The following is a 17,332-nucleotide window of genomic DNA, read 5'->3' on the forward strand; positions in this document are numbered from 1 at the left end:
CAAGCCAACACTCCCCCCGCCAGCGGTGGACAGCATGACGGTTAAAAAAAAATCGTATTCAATATTGGATTTTTTAGTTTACAGCTGATTCCTAGGCACCCAGTGTCCACCGCTGGTCCGTGGGACTCCATTGGAGCGGGGGAATTAAAGGGGATGGTCCTTCTCAATTATATAATAAGGATGACTAATAATTCTCCGAAAAACTGCCAAATTAAGCTGTATTAATCGTTTTTTAACCTTCACTAGATTATATGGCGAAGACAGTAATAAATCGAAAATGATAATGAAGAGGTTTTAAAGAGGTATGTATTTTCTTAGTACAGACCCTGTTCAAAATCAATTTAAAGGCTCTTTGTAAATCTAAAAAACATTAAATTACAATCGGCTTTAATGAAAAACATCCTCTAAAAAATTATACCATGAAAAAATTATTTTCCTGCATAATTATCTCTGTTCAAATTATTCTGCTCTCAGAAAGACCAGCAGCACAGGAAAACAGCCATTCAGGATGGAAAGCAGGAGTCGCCAGTGTGGTCATAACTCCTGAAGAATCTCTGTGGATGGCCGGATTTGCTCATAGAACAAAACCGTCGGACGGTAAGCTTCATGAGCTTTGGGCAAAAGCACTTGTAATAGAAGATGCTTCAGGTAAACAGGCTTTACTTATTACTACCGACCTTTCGGGGATACCCAAAAGCATTTCTGATTCGATCAGAAACCAACTGGAAAAAAGATTTAAGTTCTCAAGAAGTCAGATTATTTTCAATACCTCACATACCCATTCAGGGCCTGTACTGGTTGATGCATTATGGGATCTGTATCCGCTGGATGATACCCAAAAAGAAAGAATTACAAAATATACAAAGAAGTTTGAGCTACAGATTGAGTCTATTGTAAGGAAAGCCTTAGGTTCTATGAAGCCCGTAAATATTTCATCAGAAAATGGTATTACCCGCTTTGCTGTAAACAGAAGAAATAATATTGAGAATAAAATAGATGCTCAAACGGATCTGAAAGGGCCAAGTGATTATGCAGTTCCAGTTATCAGAGTAAGTGATCAAAAGGGTAAAATTCTCGCACTGGCCTTCGGATATGCATGCCACAATACCGTATTACATGGATATGAATGGTCGGGTGATTATGCCGGATACGCGCAGATCACTTTGGAAAAAGCGCATCCCGGTGCAACGGCATTATTTTTTCAGGGCTGCGGCGGTAATCAGAATGCTTTGCCCAGAAAAACTGTTCCACTTGCTACCCAATATGGAAAGGAACTTGCCCTGGCAGTTGATGCTGTACTTGAGGGGGAGATGAAAATTCTAGAACCCAAATTAAGCACAGCCTATTCAGAGGTTAAGCTTGAGCTGGAAAAGGCACCAAGCAAAGATGAACTCCTGACAATCGTTTCCAAAGAAACTGGTTATATCAAAAACTGGGCACTGAACATGATCAAAAAAGCTGACAAGGGCGAAACATTCATTAGTTCTTATCCCTATCCTGTTCAGTTCTGGCAATTGGGCAATCAGTCGATTGTGGCCCTGGGTGGTGAGCCGGTTGTAGACTATGCCATAAACCTTAAAAAGGTCTTTGGTCCTGATCTGTTTGTCATGGGCTATTCCAACGATGTGATGGCCTATATTCCAACGGCAGAAATATTACGGGAAGGCGGCTATGAAGGTCATACCTCTCAAATGGCCTTTGGAATGCCCGCAAAATGGAAGGAATCAATTGAACCAACCATCATGCGGGAAGTTATGATTTTGGCTGAGCAGCTTGGCGTAAAGGCAAAACCTAAACCATAAAAAATAGTGCAAATCTAAATTCGCATTTATTTAAAACAGATGCGAATTCAAACTCCTTATTTTAAAACATCACTTACCGGCACTCTCATAAAATACAAATCGCCTGAGCCTTCATATACGATACCTAAGGTGTTTTCATCAATCCTCGTTAAGGAAGAATATCCATAGCTGTGGCGTTCGTCAAGTAAGAGTTCATTGGCAGGAAGCCAGGTATTGCCCAGATCAAGACTAGCCTTGATGGTCATGTTTTTCCTTGCAATCTGACTGGCAACATTACTGAAGAATAAAACCTCATTCAACCTGCCATTTACCTTCACCCCGCATTTAATAAGGCTTGCCATACAAACAGGATCAGGAAGTGCTTCATTGGAAGTTGGATGTTCCAGCCAGGTTTTTCCCATATCCTTAGTGGTAGCAACCCTTCTGAATTTCCCGCGGTTATCGCGCATATTCAGCATCAAGGTACCAGGGGTAGTTTCAACAACCTGACTTTCGGTGGTATTTGATTTGGCACCTATTCCGCTTTTCCAGGTCTTTCCATGGTCATCACTATAAATAATGGAGGAATGCGGCATACCAGGTTTTTTACTTTCATCCCAATATTGGGAAGGGAAAACCAGGGTTCCATTTTGCATGACCATTCCATTACCGGGGCCATTGAAATAGATATGCCATTTGGGATCTTTAACCTGTGAGGTGATATTATAGGGCTCCGACCATGTTTTACCATCATCATCGCTACTAACCAGAACCAGCTGACCTGTTGTCTCCGGAGAAAGACCGGGTTCCGATCCTGCAATTGACCGGTTACCTTTACTCCATAATGCAGCTACCCATATTTTTTTGGTAAGCGGATCAATCAATATGGCAGGATCTCCAATTCCACTGTTTTCATGAGGAGGACCCATATCCATAATCACCTTCATTGGTTCCCAGGTCTGCCCACCATCGGTACTGCGGCTCAACCCTACATCAATGTTTGCAGGAAGATCACGGGAATTTACATAGCGAATATCATACACGGAGAGCAGGGTTCCTTTTTCTGTAGTGGCAAGCCCTGGAATTCGATAAGTATGGACGCCATCATCACCTGCCTTGCGGAAAGCGAGACCTGATCTTTTTGCAAAATTGGCCTTCCCGCCTGAGCTATTCAACTCTTTGTTTATTTTTTGTACGGATGTTCCTGTACTTAAAGCAAAAGCACGAATTGTCAGCTGTTTTGTTAAATCGGCAGTGCTTTTCAACACAGGACTGATCCAAATGGTATGCAAGCCGGCCTTAAAATTTATATCAATGGGAATGTTGACCTTACCTGAAAGATCTTTAACCGATCCAAGCAGTGTTGCACCAGTTAAAAAAGCGCGTTCATTATCTTTCCGGATATAAACATCAATCCTTTCAAGCGCATTTACGGCATTCTCATCCAGTAAGCAATGAACACTTTTATAGTTGACTTCTTTGCTTTCATTTACATAGATCCGTATCTGAATCGCCTCATTATAAGTATCACGGATAATTAAAGGAATATCTGCATAAATCGCTGAAAGCTGCGGAGCTGAAGTATCTGTCGCCTTGTTTATTGGCGAGCAGGCTGAGATAACTAATGCCAGAAATAGCAGGGAAAAATTAACAGTTTTATTCATCATGGTTATGATTTTAATTTCAAAGAATTATTGACTTTCCTGCGCTGTAAAGTCGTTATGTTTAGGCCGTAAAAAGGAGATCTGTATGATCAGCGCGACCAGTACAATTCCCGCAAGCATGGCAAAGTCCTTACCCAGGTTGCCCGCATCGGTTGATTTCCCTAAAAGGTTGGTGATATAAGCTCCGGCAAAAACACCGGTCATGTTCATAACACCATAGGCCGTTGCCCGGTGTTTGGCAGAAACAAACTGGCAGAGTATCGGCATATTATTGGCATCGAACATTCCAAAACCAATCCCAAAGCATACCCCTGCCCCAATCACATGCACAAGGCTGTTGCCAAATCCTAATAAAAGCAGCGAAGGAATGGTCAATCCCAAACCGATTGCACTGGTATAAATTCTCCCCTTCAGATTTTTCTGTACCCATCGGTCTGAAAGAATTCCTCCGAAGATTACGCCTATAAATGAAGAAGCAGCAATGGTAATGGTTGACAATGGACCAGCCAGAGTCATTGGAATATTTAAGTTTTCCGCAAATAAGGTAGGAAGCCAGTTTTTTGTGGCCCAACCCGGCAAACTAGGAATTGCAAAATAAAAGAGGATGATCCAGAATGAAACATTAGTAAAAAGCAGGGCTAAACCGCTGAAAAGTGAAGATCCTTTCTTCAGCTGAATCTGATCAGAACTTTCAGCAGCTTGTCCAGAAGATGTTTTATCTCGCAAAAAGAATATGAGGATCATTGAATAAATGATACCAATAAATCCGAATGTGTGAAAGGTCGTTTGCCATGAGTAGGCATTTGCCACTGTTGCGCCAAAGCCTCCCAAAGCCTGCCCCATGTACAGACCTGTCATATGAATTCCAATTGCGAGCGATCGGGTCTTCGTGCTGTGGAAGTCGGCAATTAAGGATAAACCGGCAGGAATATATAAAGCTTCACTTACCCCCATAATTGCTCTTAATACGTAAAGCTGATTAAATGTGGTCGCATATCCCATAGCAAAAGTTACACCTGACCAGACAAATAAACTCCCGATTATGAGCCATTTACGACTGAATTTATCGGCAATAATGCCTGAAACAGGACTCATAAAGCCATATATCCAAAGAAATATGGCCATGAGATATCCAAAACTGGTAGCAGATTGAAGTTCTGAAATATCCATTTGCATGGCAGGGCGCATAGTTGCCAGTATCTGCCTGTCCATGTAATTCAGGAGAGCAACTACCCAGAGTAAGCCGACCAGTATCCAGGGATAATTTTTCGAGTTCATATCTGTATAATGTTTCTAAAAGACAGGTTTCCCCAACATGATATTTGGTGTTCTGACCCCAGGTTTAATTTCACCGCTGGATAGAACAATGCATTCGCCCCATTTAGTGGCAGTAGTTGTTACATGGGCAGGAAATGGCAGTTCTTCAATTTTATTCCATGTATTTGCTTTTGTATCGTACAGTAAAAGTGCTTTGTCAAAGCCCTGATGATTGATTACCAAATGGTTTTTCTTAGTAACGAGCGATTCTTTTTCTTCGGATGATTTAGCTTGTGCGATCTGAACCAGATAGGTTTCTATCTGATGAAAAACTTTGCCATTATCCCCACCGGCAATTAATACTAAATGATCAGCGAGTGGAACAGCGGCACCGGCAGAAAAGTTCATACTAGCTGAACCATCAGAAATTGGAGCTCCACTTTTCCAGGTCTTTGTTTGCGGATTGTAGATGAACAAGGTATTGTGTAATTCACTGATGCCTGAAGGATCTTTTGAACGACCGCCAACAACATAAATATTCACCCCCTCAGGGCCATTTTGCACTACTGCCGCTGAGTTTGCCAGGGCAATTGGCATATTGGGTAGCTGTTTCCACCCTTCCTCCTTTTTATCCAGATCAAGACTTAGGAAAGCTGGGGATGAAAGGCTGGGGCCATCACCACCAATTGCATATACTACATTCCCGATATTGCAGAGAAAAATATTGGTTAAGGGATCTGGCAAATCAGGAAGTGCAGAAATCATTAGTTTGCCTTTCCCGGAATTCAATTTGATCAAAAAGGCTTTTTTTGAAAGTCCCGCTGCATTTTCACCTCCAGCATATATAATGCCTGATTGGGTAGATGTATTCCCGCAATACGCTATTGGTTCAGGTAATTTTGCATTTATTTTTTTGTTCCAGACATACTTACCATCAAGTTTTTGAAGGATATTAATTTCATCCGAATAATGTTTTTTTCCACCTTCCCATGGCATTTTATCAGGGAAATTAGCTCCGCCGGCAATTAGTAATGCATGATCATAAACAGCGTTAATAGCACCAGCAAGGCCTATTGACCTGCTCCCATCTGCATTTTCCAGAGTGGCGATCTTCTCCCACTGAATAGTTGCAATAGCTTTTTCCTGAGAGAATGCCTCTGTATTTATGATCATGATAAAAAGAGAAAGAGAGAATAAAAACTTATTCATGATTAATTAGCTGGTCTTTGCAGGACTTGAATTTGTCGAAATCAAGTGCTTCAACATCCAATTTAAATGATTCGAAATCTTTACTGCTCATATTCTTAACCGGAAGCCTGAATTCACCACAATCCACACCTGCTAATTTCATGTACGCTTTCCCAACAGATATCCCGCCATACTTGCCCAATAAGCGAATGAAATCAATTGATCTTTGCTGTAATTCGCCTGCCGTTTTAAGGTCGTTTGAATTAAAGGCATCGATCAGGGAATAATAAAGCGGAGCGATATAATTAAATGTGCTTCCAACGGAGGCTTTGTTACCAAGTGCCAGTGCGGAAAGCATATTCTCATCGCGACCCCACATCATATCATATTTGCCATTTTGGAAATTCATACAAGATTGAAAATCCATAAAATCTTCATGTGTATATTTTATTCCGGCAAAATTCGGAATCTGACCATCAATAGCCTTCAGCAGGTCATACATGGCAATATTCACTCCTGTTAATACAGGGATATGGTAATAATAAAAAGGCATATCCGGAACTTGCTCTGCTACTGCTTTGCATGAACGTGCGAGCATCTCTGCATTTGCAGGCTTGAAATAGAATGGTCCGGTAAATGATACGGCATATAATCCAATTTGTTGGGCATGTCTTGCGAGATCGATACAATCAGCAATACATGTTCCTCCCAGAAACATCATGACTTTAAACTCTTCATCATGATTTGAACATGCCGCCCATGCTTCTGCGACAGCTTTTTTCTCGGCAAGTGTTAACGAAACACCTTCACCGGTAGATCCGCAAATAAAGGCACCGGTAACGCCATTTGACTTTAAAAATTTATAATAATCTGGAATTAATGACAGATTTAGCTCACCCAAACTATCAAATGGAGTAAAGGGAGCAGATATTAAACCTTGTAAATGATCTTTCATTTTACATAATTAATTTAAACACAATAATATGTGCTTAGCTATATTAAAACTATTTTTCAGGATTATCAATACGGCTCGTTCATTTCGTACCTATTGAATCTTCACTGACCTTATCAGAGCCGAAGCGATCTGATTATCAATTGGAATAATTTAAATTGCAGAAGCTGTTGTTCAGCTCCCGCAATTTATTATACTGATCAGGTTCCCGGGTAACCTGTATTCTGATCATTTTTTAAAGTTTCATCACTCGCAAGAGTGCTCCTGTCGATTGGCCATATTATTTTATGGGCTTCCATAGCCTTATCAAGTACACCTACAAGAGGAAGATCTTTCCTGAAAACCAGAGGCTCAGCAGAACCATCCTGCATGCGGCGCAGATCGTACCAGCGCTTACCTTCAGCAACGAACTCTTTCCCTCTTTCCTCAAAAATAGCCAGCTCATTTTGCTCAAATGATCCGCTGATAAAAATTGGTGCAGCTACAGCTCCATGGGCACGAACCCTGATCGTGTTGATTTCAGCAGCAGGGCTTTGTCCCTGTTTATTTTTTATTTCAGCTAACAGAAGATAAGCTTCTGCCAAACGGTAGATTGGGAAATCATCCGAAAAACTACGGGCACCTTCAACAAAGGTTCCAAGAAACTTCCGGAGATTAAGGGCTTTAACGGTCCCTTTATTAAAGTTTAAGAAAGTAACATTCGCACGGGTATCAGTAATACCATATTTTGCATAAAGCTCATACTTGTATTCATAACGAATGATAGTTCCACCACCGGCAACCTGCAGAGGATCACTTGAAGGAATTGCAACACCTTTATCATCAACATAACCACTTAAAGGGTCAGTTATAGCATAAATAAACTGTCCATAGCTATTTGTTGCTTCTCCCTGCTGATATCTCAGTGCAAAGATGATCTCATTGTTACCGCGACTTGAAGCTACTGCTGCTGAATTGAAAACATTCGCAAAAGAAGACTGTAAACTGTACTTACCAATAACCTGCTCAACAGCTGCACGGGCGGTTGCAAGATCTGCTGCTGTTGTTGTTGGGGCGCTTCCATCAATTTTAACTTTAGCCGACCATAAATAAACTTCTGTTTGCAACATCTGGCTGGCAGCTAATGACCACTGAGCTTTTTGAAATTTAGTAGTGTAATTAGCGGCAAAACTGCTTACCGATTTATTCACATCACTCTTAATAAAATCCAAAGTTTCCTTTTCAGTTTTAGCACGTGCGAGGTATGCATCCTGTGAAGTGGCCGGGGTATTGGTGATCACTTTCGGTTCAAGGGCCAATGGAACTCTACCATAAGTGCGATAAAGATGAAAGTAATAATATGCTCTCAAACCGTAAGCCTGTCCTAAATAATAAGATTTATCAGCAGCGCTTAAATAATCCGCCTTTTCTACCTGAAAAATAAAATTGTTAACCTGAAATATCGGGCCATAAAAACCTGCCCATCCGCTGATTCCGGGGGATGATTCACGTATATCCTGACGGATCACTGCAGCAGAGTTTAAGGATGCCGTTCCAGTAAAACTGGTTCCCTCACGAAGAGTTCCTCCTCTTAGTTCACCCAATGTGAAGAAAGTGAATTGAAAGCCTCTTAGCTGATTATGCAGTCCTACCATTGCCCCATCAACCTGTGATGTAGTTTTCCAAAAACTCTCACTGGCAAAATAATCTTCAGGAGTTAAATCCAGCTTTTGGCATGCGCTGAATGTCAGGATCAGCACAATGCTTAAAATATTTCTATATATCTGTTTCATCTTTTTATAATTTTTATTTAATGGTGATCATTAAAATGTTAACTGAGCTCCAAAAATGATAGTCCGCGGTAAAGGGTAACCTCCTGATCCGCCAATTCCAATACTTCCTGACTCAGGAGAATATAAGGTCGACTGGCTGAAATAGGTCAGGTTCTGTCCTGAAACAGATAAATTAATGTTCTGGCTTTTAATTTTGTTCGCCCATTTAGTTGGCAATGAATAAGTTACATTTACCTCTCTTAAAGCCAGATAATCTCCCTTTTTATAGAACATACTGGATTCTCTGAATGTGTTGTTTTTATACAGCTGATCAGCCCAGTAATAAGTTGGGAAAGTAGCATTTGTGTTCTCAGGAGTATAGGTATCAAATACATCATCTGTGGTATTGAATGTTCCCTGTGCATTACTCAAGAACCATGATCTTGGTCCGTCATACTGAACAAATCCCAAAGCATAATCAAAGCGGGAATATAAAGCAAGGCTTTTCCATTTGAAATTAGCTCCAAAACCACCGATCCATTTTGGAACGGTACTTCCCATTTTAACCCTGTCGAAAGAGTTGATCGTTCCATCACCATTCACATCCTGCCATTTCACATCACCTAAGGCGATCGGGAAAACAGTTGCTTTCTGTGCTGTTGTCATTCCGCTATAAATACCCGGTCCTACTAAGACTTTTGCACCTAAAAGATCTCTTCTGTTTGCATCCGCATCAAGGTCGGCCTGTGTTCTGTAAAGATTCTGAGCAACATAAGCATAAGCAACATTCGGATCCTGACCTTGCTGAGTTCCACCCACAAATACCAATTGTCCGCTTTTCGGATCATATACTTCAAATCCACCAATACGGTTATTTAACAATCCATTTTCAGGAAGCTTTAAAACTTTATTAGTGTTATAAGCCATGTTTGCTGAAAAATTAATGGTCCAGTCGCGTTTGCGAAGCACATTATAATTCAGATCAACTTCAACACCTCTGTTTTGCATACTACCATTATTTGTAGTTAATGAGGTAAAACCTGAAGTTGCAGGTAGTGTGAAGCTTGAAATCTTATCAGTTGTTTTACGATCATAATAGGCAACAGAAACATCAAGCCTGTCTAGTAAGCGTGATTCCAAACCAATTTCATAAGTAGCAGAACGCTCCCATAACAAATTAGGGAACGGTAAACCTCCTGCTAAATATCCTATGCTACCATTGTATTTACCGGTAGAGTAAGAACCCTGCAAACCATACTGACTGATACCACTCACATTTCCATTCTCTCCGTAACTGGCTCTTAACTTTAATGAATTAACCACATTGCTGAAGCGTTTGAAGAAATCTTCCTTGTGAATATTCCATCCTGCAGAAATACCCGGGAAATTACCCCAGCGGTTGTTCAGCAATTTAGAGTATCCATCACGGCGGAAGGAAAGTGTTAAAAGGTATTTCTCATCAAAATCATAATTGGCACGGCTAAAGAATGATAAAATACTCTCTCTGTTATGATATGAATCAATCGCACGTCTGTCTTTATCGGAGTTTGTTAAGGCAAGATCCATGAAATCATCAGAAGGTGCACCAGAACCTGATGCTGAAAGGCCCTTAGCATAACTATCAAAGAATTCTGTTCCTGCCATTAGGTCGAAATGGTGTTTTTCAAGTAAAGTTGCTCTGTAGTTTAAAACCCCATTATAGGTTTGATTGAGGCCGCGGCCGAAAGATGCACTGCTGGCACGGGTAACGTTTATATTTCCCGGACTGTTCAGGTAATCTTTGTTAAAGGATTCACTAAAACCTTCATCATAGTACCAGTTTCCACTTGCCCTGAAACTCAGGTTAGGAAGAAAGTCAACCTTGAAAGCCTGTGATAAAGTGAATTTATTGCTGTTATTTCTTCTGATCAATTTAGCATCATTCACCGCAGGATTACCATCTGAAAGATCCCTTCCTATCAATAATTCTCCTTTTTCATTAACACCTCTCATTGTTGGAGGAGCTCCTAAAGCACGGGTTAAATAGTTCCCTTCTCCTGAAGTGGCAGGGTCACGCCATTTTGCATCTGCAAAGTTCAAACTTGAAATCGATGTTAGCCATGGCTTTACTTTATATTCACCGTTAAATACAAAGGTTAGTCGCTTATAAAAAGTATTGATTGGCATACCTGCTTCATCATATGCCCCTAAGCCTGCATAATATCTTCCTTTTTCATTACCACCTGTCATAGACACATTGTAATCCTGGGTTAATGCCTGATCACGCAAAGCATAATCCTTATAACTGAAATTATTAAAGATCAATTCTCTGCCGGTAACCGGATCGATCATTGTTTCCCAGCCATTCTGTAATTTTATTTTATTCACATCATCCAGGAACATGGTACTCCACACAGCATTTCCTGTTACATTTCCATCTAAGAAATTACCGCTGGCATCCTTAAATAAGTTTCCGGTACCAAAAGGACCAGTGGAAGTCAACTGTGTTAATCTGCTGGGTTCATATAAACCTGAAGTTTGAATGGCCTTCCTCGACCAGTACAGGTAATCTCTTCCATTTAAAAAGTTGAATGGAATATTTAATTTATTGATGCCGGTTTTACCCTTAAAGGAGATATTCGAAACACCCTCTTTGCCCTTTTTAGTAGTAATTAAAATTACCCCGTTATTGGCTCTTGCACCATAAATTGCAGTAGCGGATGCATCCTTTAAAACCTCAATAGATTCGATATCATCCTGGTTTATATCACTAAAGCCTCCGCGAAGTAAACCGTCAACAATAACCAGGGGAGATCCACCGCCACCATAAGTAGTTCCTCCACGTAAAACAATGTTAGGCACAGCACCCGGCCTTCCGGAAGTTTGCTGAACCCTTAAACCCGGGATGGTACCTGCCAGAGCTGAAGCTGGATTTGAACGAATGCCGGTCTCAAGAATCTTAGGATCCAATTTTGATACCGAACCGGTAATAGTCGATCTTTTTTGGGTTCCATATCCCAAAATAACTATTTCATCTAAATGAGATACATCCATTCTTAATGATGTATTTACAATATCAGAAGTACCTACCCGAATCTCCTGATTTAAATATCCGACAAATCGGAACACAAGGATATCGTTTGCTGAAGCCTCAATTGAGTAGGCTCCTTCTGCATTAGTTTGGCTAAGAGCAGATTTACCCTTAACCTGAATAGTAACACCTGGTAGAGGAAGTTTATCATCTTCAGAGATGACGCGACCTGTAATTCTACCGGTTTGAGCCTGTGCCACAGTAAACAGCAATAATGCAATTACCGAAAACAAGCACCTTAATGAGGTATTTTTTGATTTCATAATTCTTTAATTTAGTTTTGTATTATGTATGACATAATACAAACTTGTTTTTTTAAATTTATATTTCCAAATTTTAGGGGAGATTTATTTTTGAGGAACTGAAATACGAATATCGTTTTAGAAAACGATCCCGTTTAATTACTTTGCAGCACGAAAAATGAAAAAAATAAATACAGATAATAAGCTTCAAAAGATAGATACAACCTCATTGGTTGACCGGGTTGAGAAGAGTATTATTGAATTTCTGACAGAGAGGAACCTGAAGGTTGGCGACTCCATTCCAAAAGAACTGGAGCTATCTTCTGCTCTTGGAGTTAGCCGCACCGTTATACGGGAAGCCTTGTCGCGTTTACGCATGATCGGCTTACTTGAATCCAAAAAGAAAAAAGGATCTGTGATTACTAGTCCGGATCTGATATCGATCCTTGGAAAAAGTATGGATCCAAGACTTCTGGACGATGAAACTTTAAAAGAAATTTTTGAAATGCGTCTATCCTTAGAGATTGGAATGGCTGATTTCATTGTGGAGCGTGTTACTGAGGATGATATTAAGGAATTGCGTCAGATTGTAGCCAATGATCCTCCAAGATCTTTTGATACCATGTTTTTAATTGAAGAGGAGATCAAATTTCATGGAAAACTATATGAAATTACGAGGAATGAAACTTTGAAGAAATTTCAGAAACTCCTGCTCCCTGTATTTAATTATGTCCACCTGAGCGGGCTGCTCAAGAAACCAATGATCAATAAAAGATATGCTTCACATAAAGAACTGGTAGATGTAATAGAAACCAGGGATGCTGAGGCTTTCAGAAATGCGATGCGAAACCATCTTGAAAATCATTTTTCTAGATTATTTGGTTGATATAAGACAATTTTTACCTCATTAATACTTTTACACCTCTCCTGCATAGTGAATATCTCTAAAATTCACATGAAATAACCTGCTTTCTGTTAAAGTTCCCTGCAATTATTTATATTTAGATATAACAACAGGTAACAATGAAACGTAGAGAAATACTAAAAGGCTTATCCATTTTGCCATTAGCAGGAGTTGCAGGAAGCGCTATTGCTAATCAGGCAATGGAGGAAAAAGCAGAACCCGAAAAGCCGGCAGCTGAAGAATGGCTGCCAAAGAAAGAACTCGTTAAAACTCCCGCAGGATCCTGCCTGCGATCAGGTCATTTACTATTTATCGGAGGTATCGGAGGCTGGTATGCAAACCAGAGAGCCGAACCGGGAGATATTAAGGTCCAGATCCGCAGTGTTCTGACCACCATGAAAGGAATTCTGGAAGGTGCCGGTTCTTCCATGTCTAACGTCCTGAAGATCCAGATGACTGTGGCCGAACCCAATAAAAACATTCCTGCATTGAATGAGGCATACAGTGAATTCTTTCCGGAAAATCCGCCTGTACGTTCCTACAGCGGATCCAAAACAAGTCAGATGGGTAGAGATGGCATCCTCTGTCAGGTCAGCTGCATTGCCTACGTAGATTGAAAAAATGAACCTTATTTTTAAATTAATACCTACAAAATTTATCATATGAATCGCAGAAATTTATTGAAAAGCCTTTCACTCCTTCCACTGGCAGGAGCTGCCGCAGCAATCCCTAATGAAGCCAATGCTCAGAAAAAATCTCAAAGAGATCAATGGACACCAAAAAAACAAGTGATCCGCAAAAGTAATAGTGGTGGCAACACCAATCCTACAGTTGCTGCTCCCGCAACCGGAGCAAAACCTGCTGCGCCAGCACCTGTTCTTTCAGGATGTATCCGCTCAGGCCACTTACTATTTGTTTCAGGAATCGGAGGATGGTATGCCGAAAGAAGAGCTGAACCTGGAGACATTAAAGTGCAGATCCAAAGTGCATTGACAACCATGAAGGAGGTATTGGAAGATGCAGGTTCATCCATGGCCAATGTATTAAAAGTCCATATGACCGTTGCCGAACCAAATAAAAATATTGCCCTGCTGAATGAAGGTTACCGCGGATTTTTCCCTGATCCACCACCGGTACGTTCCTACACTGGCTGCGGCGTCGACCAAATGGGTCGCGATGGTATACTGGTTCAGGTAGATTGCATTGCTTACGTAGATTAAAAATAGTATTGATATAGGCCCGGGTTAAAGATGTTCTGTCTTAAACCCGGGTTTTTCATTTTTTCTATCCATAACTGAATACTCAGGGTAAACAGAAACTGCCTGTTCAACATTGCATTCAAATACATTCAACAGAAATGGTAAATTTGGTATCCGGAAAATACAAGAACATCCATCCGGTAATACTCAATTTCATTTATAAAAACCCCTTTCATGAGAATCCTGCTTTCCTTCATTTTGATAATTTCATCGGCCATCACATTTGCACAGTCAAAATCTGAAAGTAACAGCAAGCCATTTGTCCTGGGCCAGATCGATGAGATTCATTCTAAAGAACTGGGCGAAAAAAGGATCCTGAACATTTATCTTCCGGAAGGATACCAGGAAGACACTAAGGCCACCTATCCAGTGATCTACCTGCTGGATGGTTCGGCAGATGAAGATTTCATTCACGTTGCCGGACTCATACAGTTCAATAATTTTTCATGGATCGACCGTGTTCCAAAATCTATAATTGTAGGAATTGCCAATATCGACCGCAAAAGAGATTTCACCTATCCCACAACTATTGAAAAAGACCAGAAAAAATATCCTTCTTCCGGGAAATCCGATAAATTCATCGCTTTTATTGAGAAGGAATTACAACCCTATATCAATCAAAAATTCAGGACGAATGATTCCAAAATGATTATCGGGCAATCATTTGGCGGACTATTAGCTACCGAAATCCTGCTAAAGAAACCGGCACTCTTTAATAAATATATCATCATGAGTCCGAGTTTATGGTGGGATAATGGCTCTCTGCTAAATATCACATCAGAAATTTTCAATGAAAATTTTCTCCAAAAGACAGACGTCTACATCGGAGTTGGAAAAGAAGGGCTTGCACCCAGCGACATACCACATGTGATGGAAGTGGATGCAAATCTGCTCTCAGAAAAAATAAAAGGTACAAAAAGTAAAAACGTTCAGGTTTACTTCGACTATTTACCACAGGAAGACCATGCCACGATCACGCATCAGGCAATTTTCAATGCACTCAGACTTTTATATCCGCTTAAACCGGCAGAAAATTAATACCGGATAAAAGCCGGCCGTTCGGTTTTCCTAGTTCTAAATCGTATTCAAATAAAAATGTTGAAATACATTAGCAAAACAGTTTGGATCCTTTCCTTTATCAGTTTGCTGACGGATACGGCAAGTGAAATGCTATACCCAATAATGCCGATCTATTTGAAGAGTATCGGCTTTTCAATTGTACTGATCGGAATACTGGAAGGCTTTGCTGAGGCTACTGCCGGACTAAGTAAAGGATATTTCGGAAAGCTTTCGGATTCATCCGGCAAGCGTGTCCCCTTCGTTCAGATCGGTTATGCTTTAAGTGCCATCTCAAAACCAATGATGGCCATTTTCATTTACCCCATCTGGATATTCTTTGCCCGAACAATTGATCGTTTTGGGAAAGGTATCCGAACAGGGGCAAGAGATGCCCTGCTTTCTGATGAAGCCAGCATATCAACAAAAGGAAAAGTCTTTGGTTTCCACCGTTCAATGGACACCCTGGGAGCAGTTTTGGGACCCTCACTAGGGCTGGTTTACTTATATTTTTATCCTCAGGACTATAAAACACTCTTTTTTATTGCGTTTATTCCCGGACTTCTGGCCGTTTTTGTTTCCATACTTTTAAAAGAATCAAAAATTAATCATGGTGATCAAAAGAGAACTGTACCGCTATTTTCATTCCTGAAGTATTGGAAAGAAAGTCCGGAAGCCTATCGGAAATTAGTAGTCGGACTACTTTTCTTCACTTTATTCAATAGTTCTGATGTCTTCCTGCTTTTGAAAGCAAAAGAATCCGGTCTGGAGGACACCGCAGTGATCGGAATATATATTTTCTATAATCTTATCTATGCTTTATTTGCGTTTCCTCTGGGAATCCTTGCCGACAAACTAGGTATGAAACCAATTTTCATTAGCGGACTACTAATTTTTGCAGCTGTATATTTTGGGATGTCGATAAGCACTGACCTTTATCTGTTCATTGCACTGTTCTTTTTTTATGGCATCTATGCATCAGCTACAGAAGGGATCTCCAAAGCATGGATAAGCAATATCACGTATAAAAAAGATACTGCTACTGCCATTGGAACTTATACAGGACTACAGAGTATTTGTACCATGCTGGCGAGCTCACTAACCGGACTAATATGGTTTCAATTTGGGTCGAAGGCCGCATTTTTGCTAACTGCAACGGCAACTTTGTTAGTAGCCATTTATTTTCTGAGGGTTCCAAAACCGGCGGCAGAATAAATATTCAGTATTAAATTTCTTATTACAACGTTTTATACACCAGCCTTTTGAAAAACTTCAAGTGTTTTTCTGAGCCCTGTTTCAGCTACTTTTTGCAGGTCGCCTTTCCAATATTCCGGATTATATATTTCCAGTGAAACACATCCTTTAAAACCAGTCCCTTTGAGATCTTTAAAGATCTGTTCCAGAGGCAAAATACCATCACCAGGATAGACCCGATGCTCATCATTAAGCTGTGCCAGTGCAGGAGATGCCGGAGCATCATTGAACTGAAAAATAGCGATCATCTCACCTCTTAGCAGTTTGATGGCTTCAAAACCACCCTCACTAATATACATATGATAAACATCAGGAATGATCATTGCATGGGGATGATTGGCATCCATGGCTATGCCTGCTGCCTGCCCCAAAGTTTTGACAGGAAAATATTTAACAAATACCAGTGCAGGGTATATTTTAAATTCATTTATCCCGATTTCTATGATATCCCGGTAACGATCTGCAACCCACTTCTGACTGTAGTTTTCACCTACTGTGTTCGGAATTGTCTGGATGTGCTCTGCACCAATATCAGCCGCCATGCGCATCCGGTTACGGGTATCTTTAAGAGAACTTTCCCATAAATCTTTGGTAGGAGGCAAAGCATTCCAAAGTCCGATCACACTGGGTACGAACAAACCAAGGTCTTTTATTTCTTTGCCCAGATCTTTCAGACTACCACCTTCCGCCTCAAACTTCTGCAATTCACCATCCCATGGTTCGATGGCGTCATAACCCGCTTTGGCTGCAATTTTAACCTTATCTTTTAAAGAGGCAGGCCTGATGGTAGCGGTATCCAGGCAAACCGGCCAGGGACTAAGCCCCTTCTGATACCTTTTTCCCGGCACTTCAATTTTTGGAGTCCCGGCAAGAGTAGATCCGGGTAAAGAACCTGCAGCAATACCTGCAGTTACCCCAAGGGTGATAAATTTTCTGCGCTCCATTTTCGGTTGA

13 protein-coding genes are annotated in these 17,332 nt (G+C 40.7%); 6 read left to right on the forward strand and 7 right to left on the reverse strand.

Going from position 1 to position 17,332, the window contains the following annotated elements:
• Positions 1–419: 419 nt before the first annotated feature.
• Positions 420–1,802 carry a neutral/alkaline non-lysosomal ceramidase N-terminal domain-containing protein gene (locus BLR27_RS14160; RefSeq protein WP_090705946.1) on the forward strand — a complete coding sequence of 461 codons (1,383 nt, stop codon included), beginning with the start codon at positions 420–422 and terminating at the stop codon, positions 1,800–1,802.
• Positions 1,803–1,858: 56 nt separating this feature from the next.
• Here BLR27_RS14160 and BLR27_RS14165 read toward each other — a convergent pair whose 3' ends face one another.
• From BLR27_RS14165 to BLR27_RS14190, 6 genes are all read right to left on the reverse strand, one after another.
• Complete coding sequence (locus tag BLR27_RS14165; RefSeq protein ID WP_221406350.1) at positions 1,859–3,448, reverse strand: sialidase family protein; 1,590 nt, start codon at positions 3,446–3,448, stop codon at positions 1,859–1,861.
• A 24-nt stretch (positions 3,449–3,472) separates the two neighbouring features.
• Positions 3,473–4,723 carry an MFS transporter gene (locus BLR27_RS14170; RefSeq protein WP_090705948.1) on the reverse strand — a complete coding sequence of 417 codons (1,251 nt, stop codon included), beginning with the start codon at positions 4,721–4,723 and terminating at the stop codon, positions 3,473–3,475.
• A 15-nt stretch (positions 4,724–4,738) separates the two neighbouring features.
• On the reverse strand, positions 4,739–5,911 hold the full coding sequence (locus BLR27_RS14175) for a kelch repeat-containing protein (RefSeq protein WP_090705949.1): 1,173 nt from the start codon (positions 5,909–5,911) through the stop codon (positions 4,739–4,741).
• Positions 5,904–6,845 carry a dihydrodipicolinate synthase family protein gene (locus tag BLR27_RS14180; protein ID WP_090705951.1) on the reverse strand — a complete coding sequence of 314 codons (942 nt, stop codon included), beginning with the start codon at positions 6,843–6,845 and terminating at the stop codon, positions 5,904–5,906. The genes BLR27_RS14175 and BLR27_RS14180 overlap by 8 nt, the downstream gene beginning before the upstream one ends.
• A gap of 197 nt (positions 6,846–7,042) precedes the next feature.
• Positions 7,043–8,614 (reverse strand): RagB/SusD family nutrient uptake outer membrane protein, encoded by a 1,572-nt coding sequence (locus tag BLR27_RS14185; RefSeq protein WP_090705953.1) that lies wholly within the window; start codon positions 8,612–8,614, stop codon positions 7,043–7,045.
• A gap of 30 nt (positions 8,615–8,644) precedes the next feature.
• Positions 8,645–11,926, reverse strand: coding sequence for a SusC/RagA family TonB-linked outer membrane protein (locus BLR27_RS14190; protein ID WP_090705955.1), 3,282 nt, complete (start codon positions 11,924–11,926; stop codon positions 8,645–8,647).
• 157 nt (positions 11,927–12,083) lie between these two features.
• Between BLR27_RS14190 and BLR27_RS14195 the strand changes: the two genes are divergently transcribed.
• The 5 genes from BLR27_RS14195 to BLR27_RS14215 all read left to right on the forward strand — a co-directional run bounded on the left by BLR27_RS14195 (position 12,084) and on the right by BLR27_RS14215 (position 16,339).
• Positions 12,084–12,791, forward strand: a complete 708-nt coding sequence (locus BLR27_RS14195; RefSeq protein ID WP_090705958.1) for a FadR/GntR family transcriptional regulator — start codon at positions 12,084–12,086, stop codon at positions 12,789–12,791.
• A gap of 137 nt (positions 12,792–12,928) precedes the next feature.
• Positions 12,929–13,426 carry a RidA family protein gene (locus tag BLR27_RS14200; protein WP_090705960.1) on the forward strand — a complete coding sequence of 166 codons (498 nt, stop codon included), beginning with the start codon at positions 12,929–12,931 and terminating at the stop codon, positions 13,424–13,426.
• Positions 13,427–13,471: 45 nt separating this feature from the next.
• Positions 13,472–14,029 (forward strand): RidA family protein, encoded by a 558-nt coding sequence (locus BLR27_RS14205; RefSeq protein ID WP_090705962.1) that lies wholly within the window; start codon positions 13,472–13,474, stop codon positions 14,027–14,029.
• Positions 14,030–14,242: 213 nt separating this feature from the next.
• On the forward strand, positions 14,243–15,106 hold the full coding sequence (locus BLR27_RS14210; RefSeq protein ID WP_090705963.1) for an alpha/beta hydrolase: 864 nt from the start codon (positions 14,243–14,245) through the stop codon (positions 15,104–15,106).
• 57 nt (positions 15,107–15,163) lie between these two features.
• Positions 15,164–16,339, forward strand: coding sequence for an MFS transporter (locus tag BLR27_RS14215; RefSeq protein WP_221406351.1), 1,176 nt, complete (start codon positions 15,164–15,166; stop codon positions 16,337–16,339).
• A gap of 32 nt (positions 16,340–16,371) precedes the next feature.
• Here the strand turns inward: BLR27_RS14215 and BLR27_RS14220 are convergent, their stop codons facing one another.
• Positions 16,372–17,322 carry a sugar phosphate isomerase/epimerase family protein gene (locus BLR27_RS14220; RefSeq protein ID WP_090705965.1) on the reverse strand — a complete coding sequence of 317 codons (951 nt, stop codon included), beginning with the start codon at positions 17,320–17,322 and terminating at the stop codon, positions 16,372–16,374.
• Between the last annotated feature and the right edge of the window lie 10 nt (positions 17,323–17,332).

It is taken from the genome of Daejeonella rubra, from assembly GCF_900103545.1.
Lineage (GTDB): Bacteria > Bacteroidota > Bacteroidia > Sphingobacteriales > Sphingobacteriaceae > Daejeonella > Daejeonella rubra.

What these genes read in the sequence shown, in the direction of transcription:
- BLR27_RS14165 (WP_221406350.1), bottom strand. Translation starts at nt 3,448, where the DNA reads ATGATGAATAAAACTGTTAATTTTTCCCTGCTATTTCTGGCATTAGTT.
- BLR27_RS14210 (WP_090705963.1), top strand. Translation starts at nt 14,243, where the DNA reads ATGAGAATCCTGCTTTCCTTCATTTTGATAATTTCATCGGCCATCACA.
- BLR27_RS14160 (WP_090705946.1), top strand. Translation starts at nt 420, where the DNA reads ATGAAAAAATTATTTTCCTGCATAATTATCTCTGTTCAAATTATTCTG.
- BLR27_RS14180 (WP_090705951.1), bottom strand. Translation starts at nt 6,845, where the DNA reads ATGAAAGATCATTTACAAGGTTTAATATCTGCTCCCTTTACTCCATTT.
- BLR27_RS14220 (WP_090705965.1), bottom strand. Translation starts at nt 17,322, where the DNA reads ATGGAGCGCAGAAAATTTATCACCCTTGGGGTAACTGCAGGTATTGCT.
- BLR27_RS14175 (WP_090705949.1), bottom strand. Translation starts at nt 5,911, where the DNA reads ATGAATAAGTTTTTATTCTCTCTTTCTCTTTTTATCATGATCATAAAT.
- BLR27_RS14215 (WP_221406351.1), top strand. Translation starts at nt 15,164, where the DNA reads ATGTTGAAATACATTAGCAAAACAGTTTGGATCCTTTCCTTTATCAGT.
- BLR27_RS14170 (WP_090705948.1), bottom strand. Translation starts at nt 4,723, where the DNA reads ATGAACTCGAAAAATTATCCCTGGATACTGGTCGGCTTACTCTGGGTA.
- BLR27_RS14205 (WP_090705962.1), top strand. Translation starts at nt 13,472, where the DNA reads ATGAATCGCAGAAATTTATTGAAAAGCCTTTCACTCCTTCCACTGGCA.
- BLR27_RS14185 (WP_090705953.1), bottom strand. Translation starts at nt 8,614, where the DNA reads ATGAAACAGATATATAGAAATATTTTAAGCATTGTGCTGATCCTGACA.
- BLR27_RS14190 (WP_090705955.1), bottom strand. Translation starts at nt 11,926, where the DNA reads ATGAAATCAAAAAATACCTCATTAAGGTGCTTGTTTTCGGTAATTGCA.
- BLR27_RS14200 (WP_090705960.1), top strand. Translation starts at nt 12,929, where the DNA reads ATGAAACGTAGAGAAATACTAAAAGGCTTATCCATTTTGCCATTAGCA.
- BLR27_RS14195 (WP_090705958.1), top strand. Translation starts at nt 12,084, where the DNA reads ATGAAAAAAATAAATACAGATAATAAGCTTCAAAAGATAGATACAACC.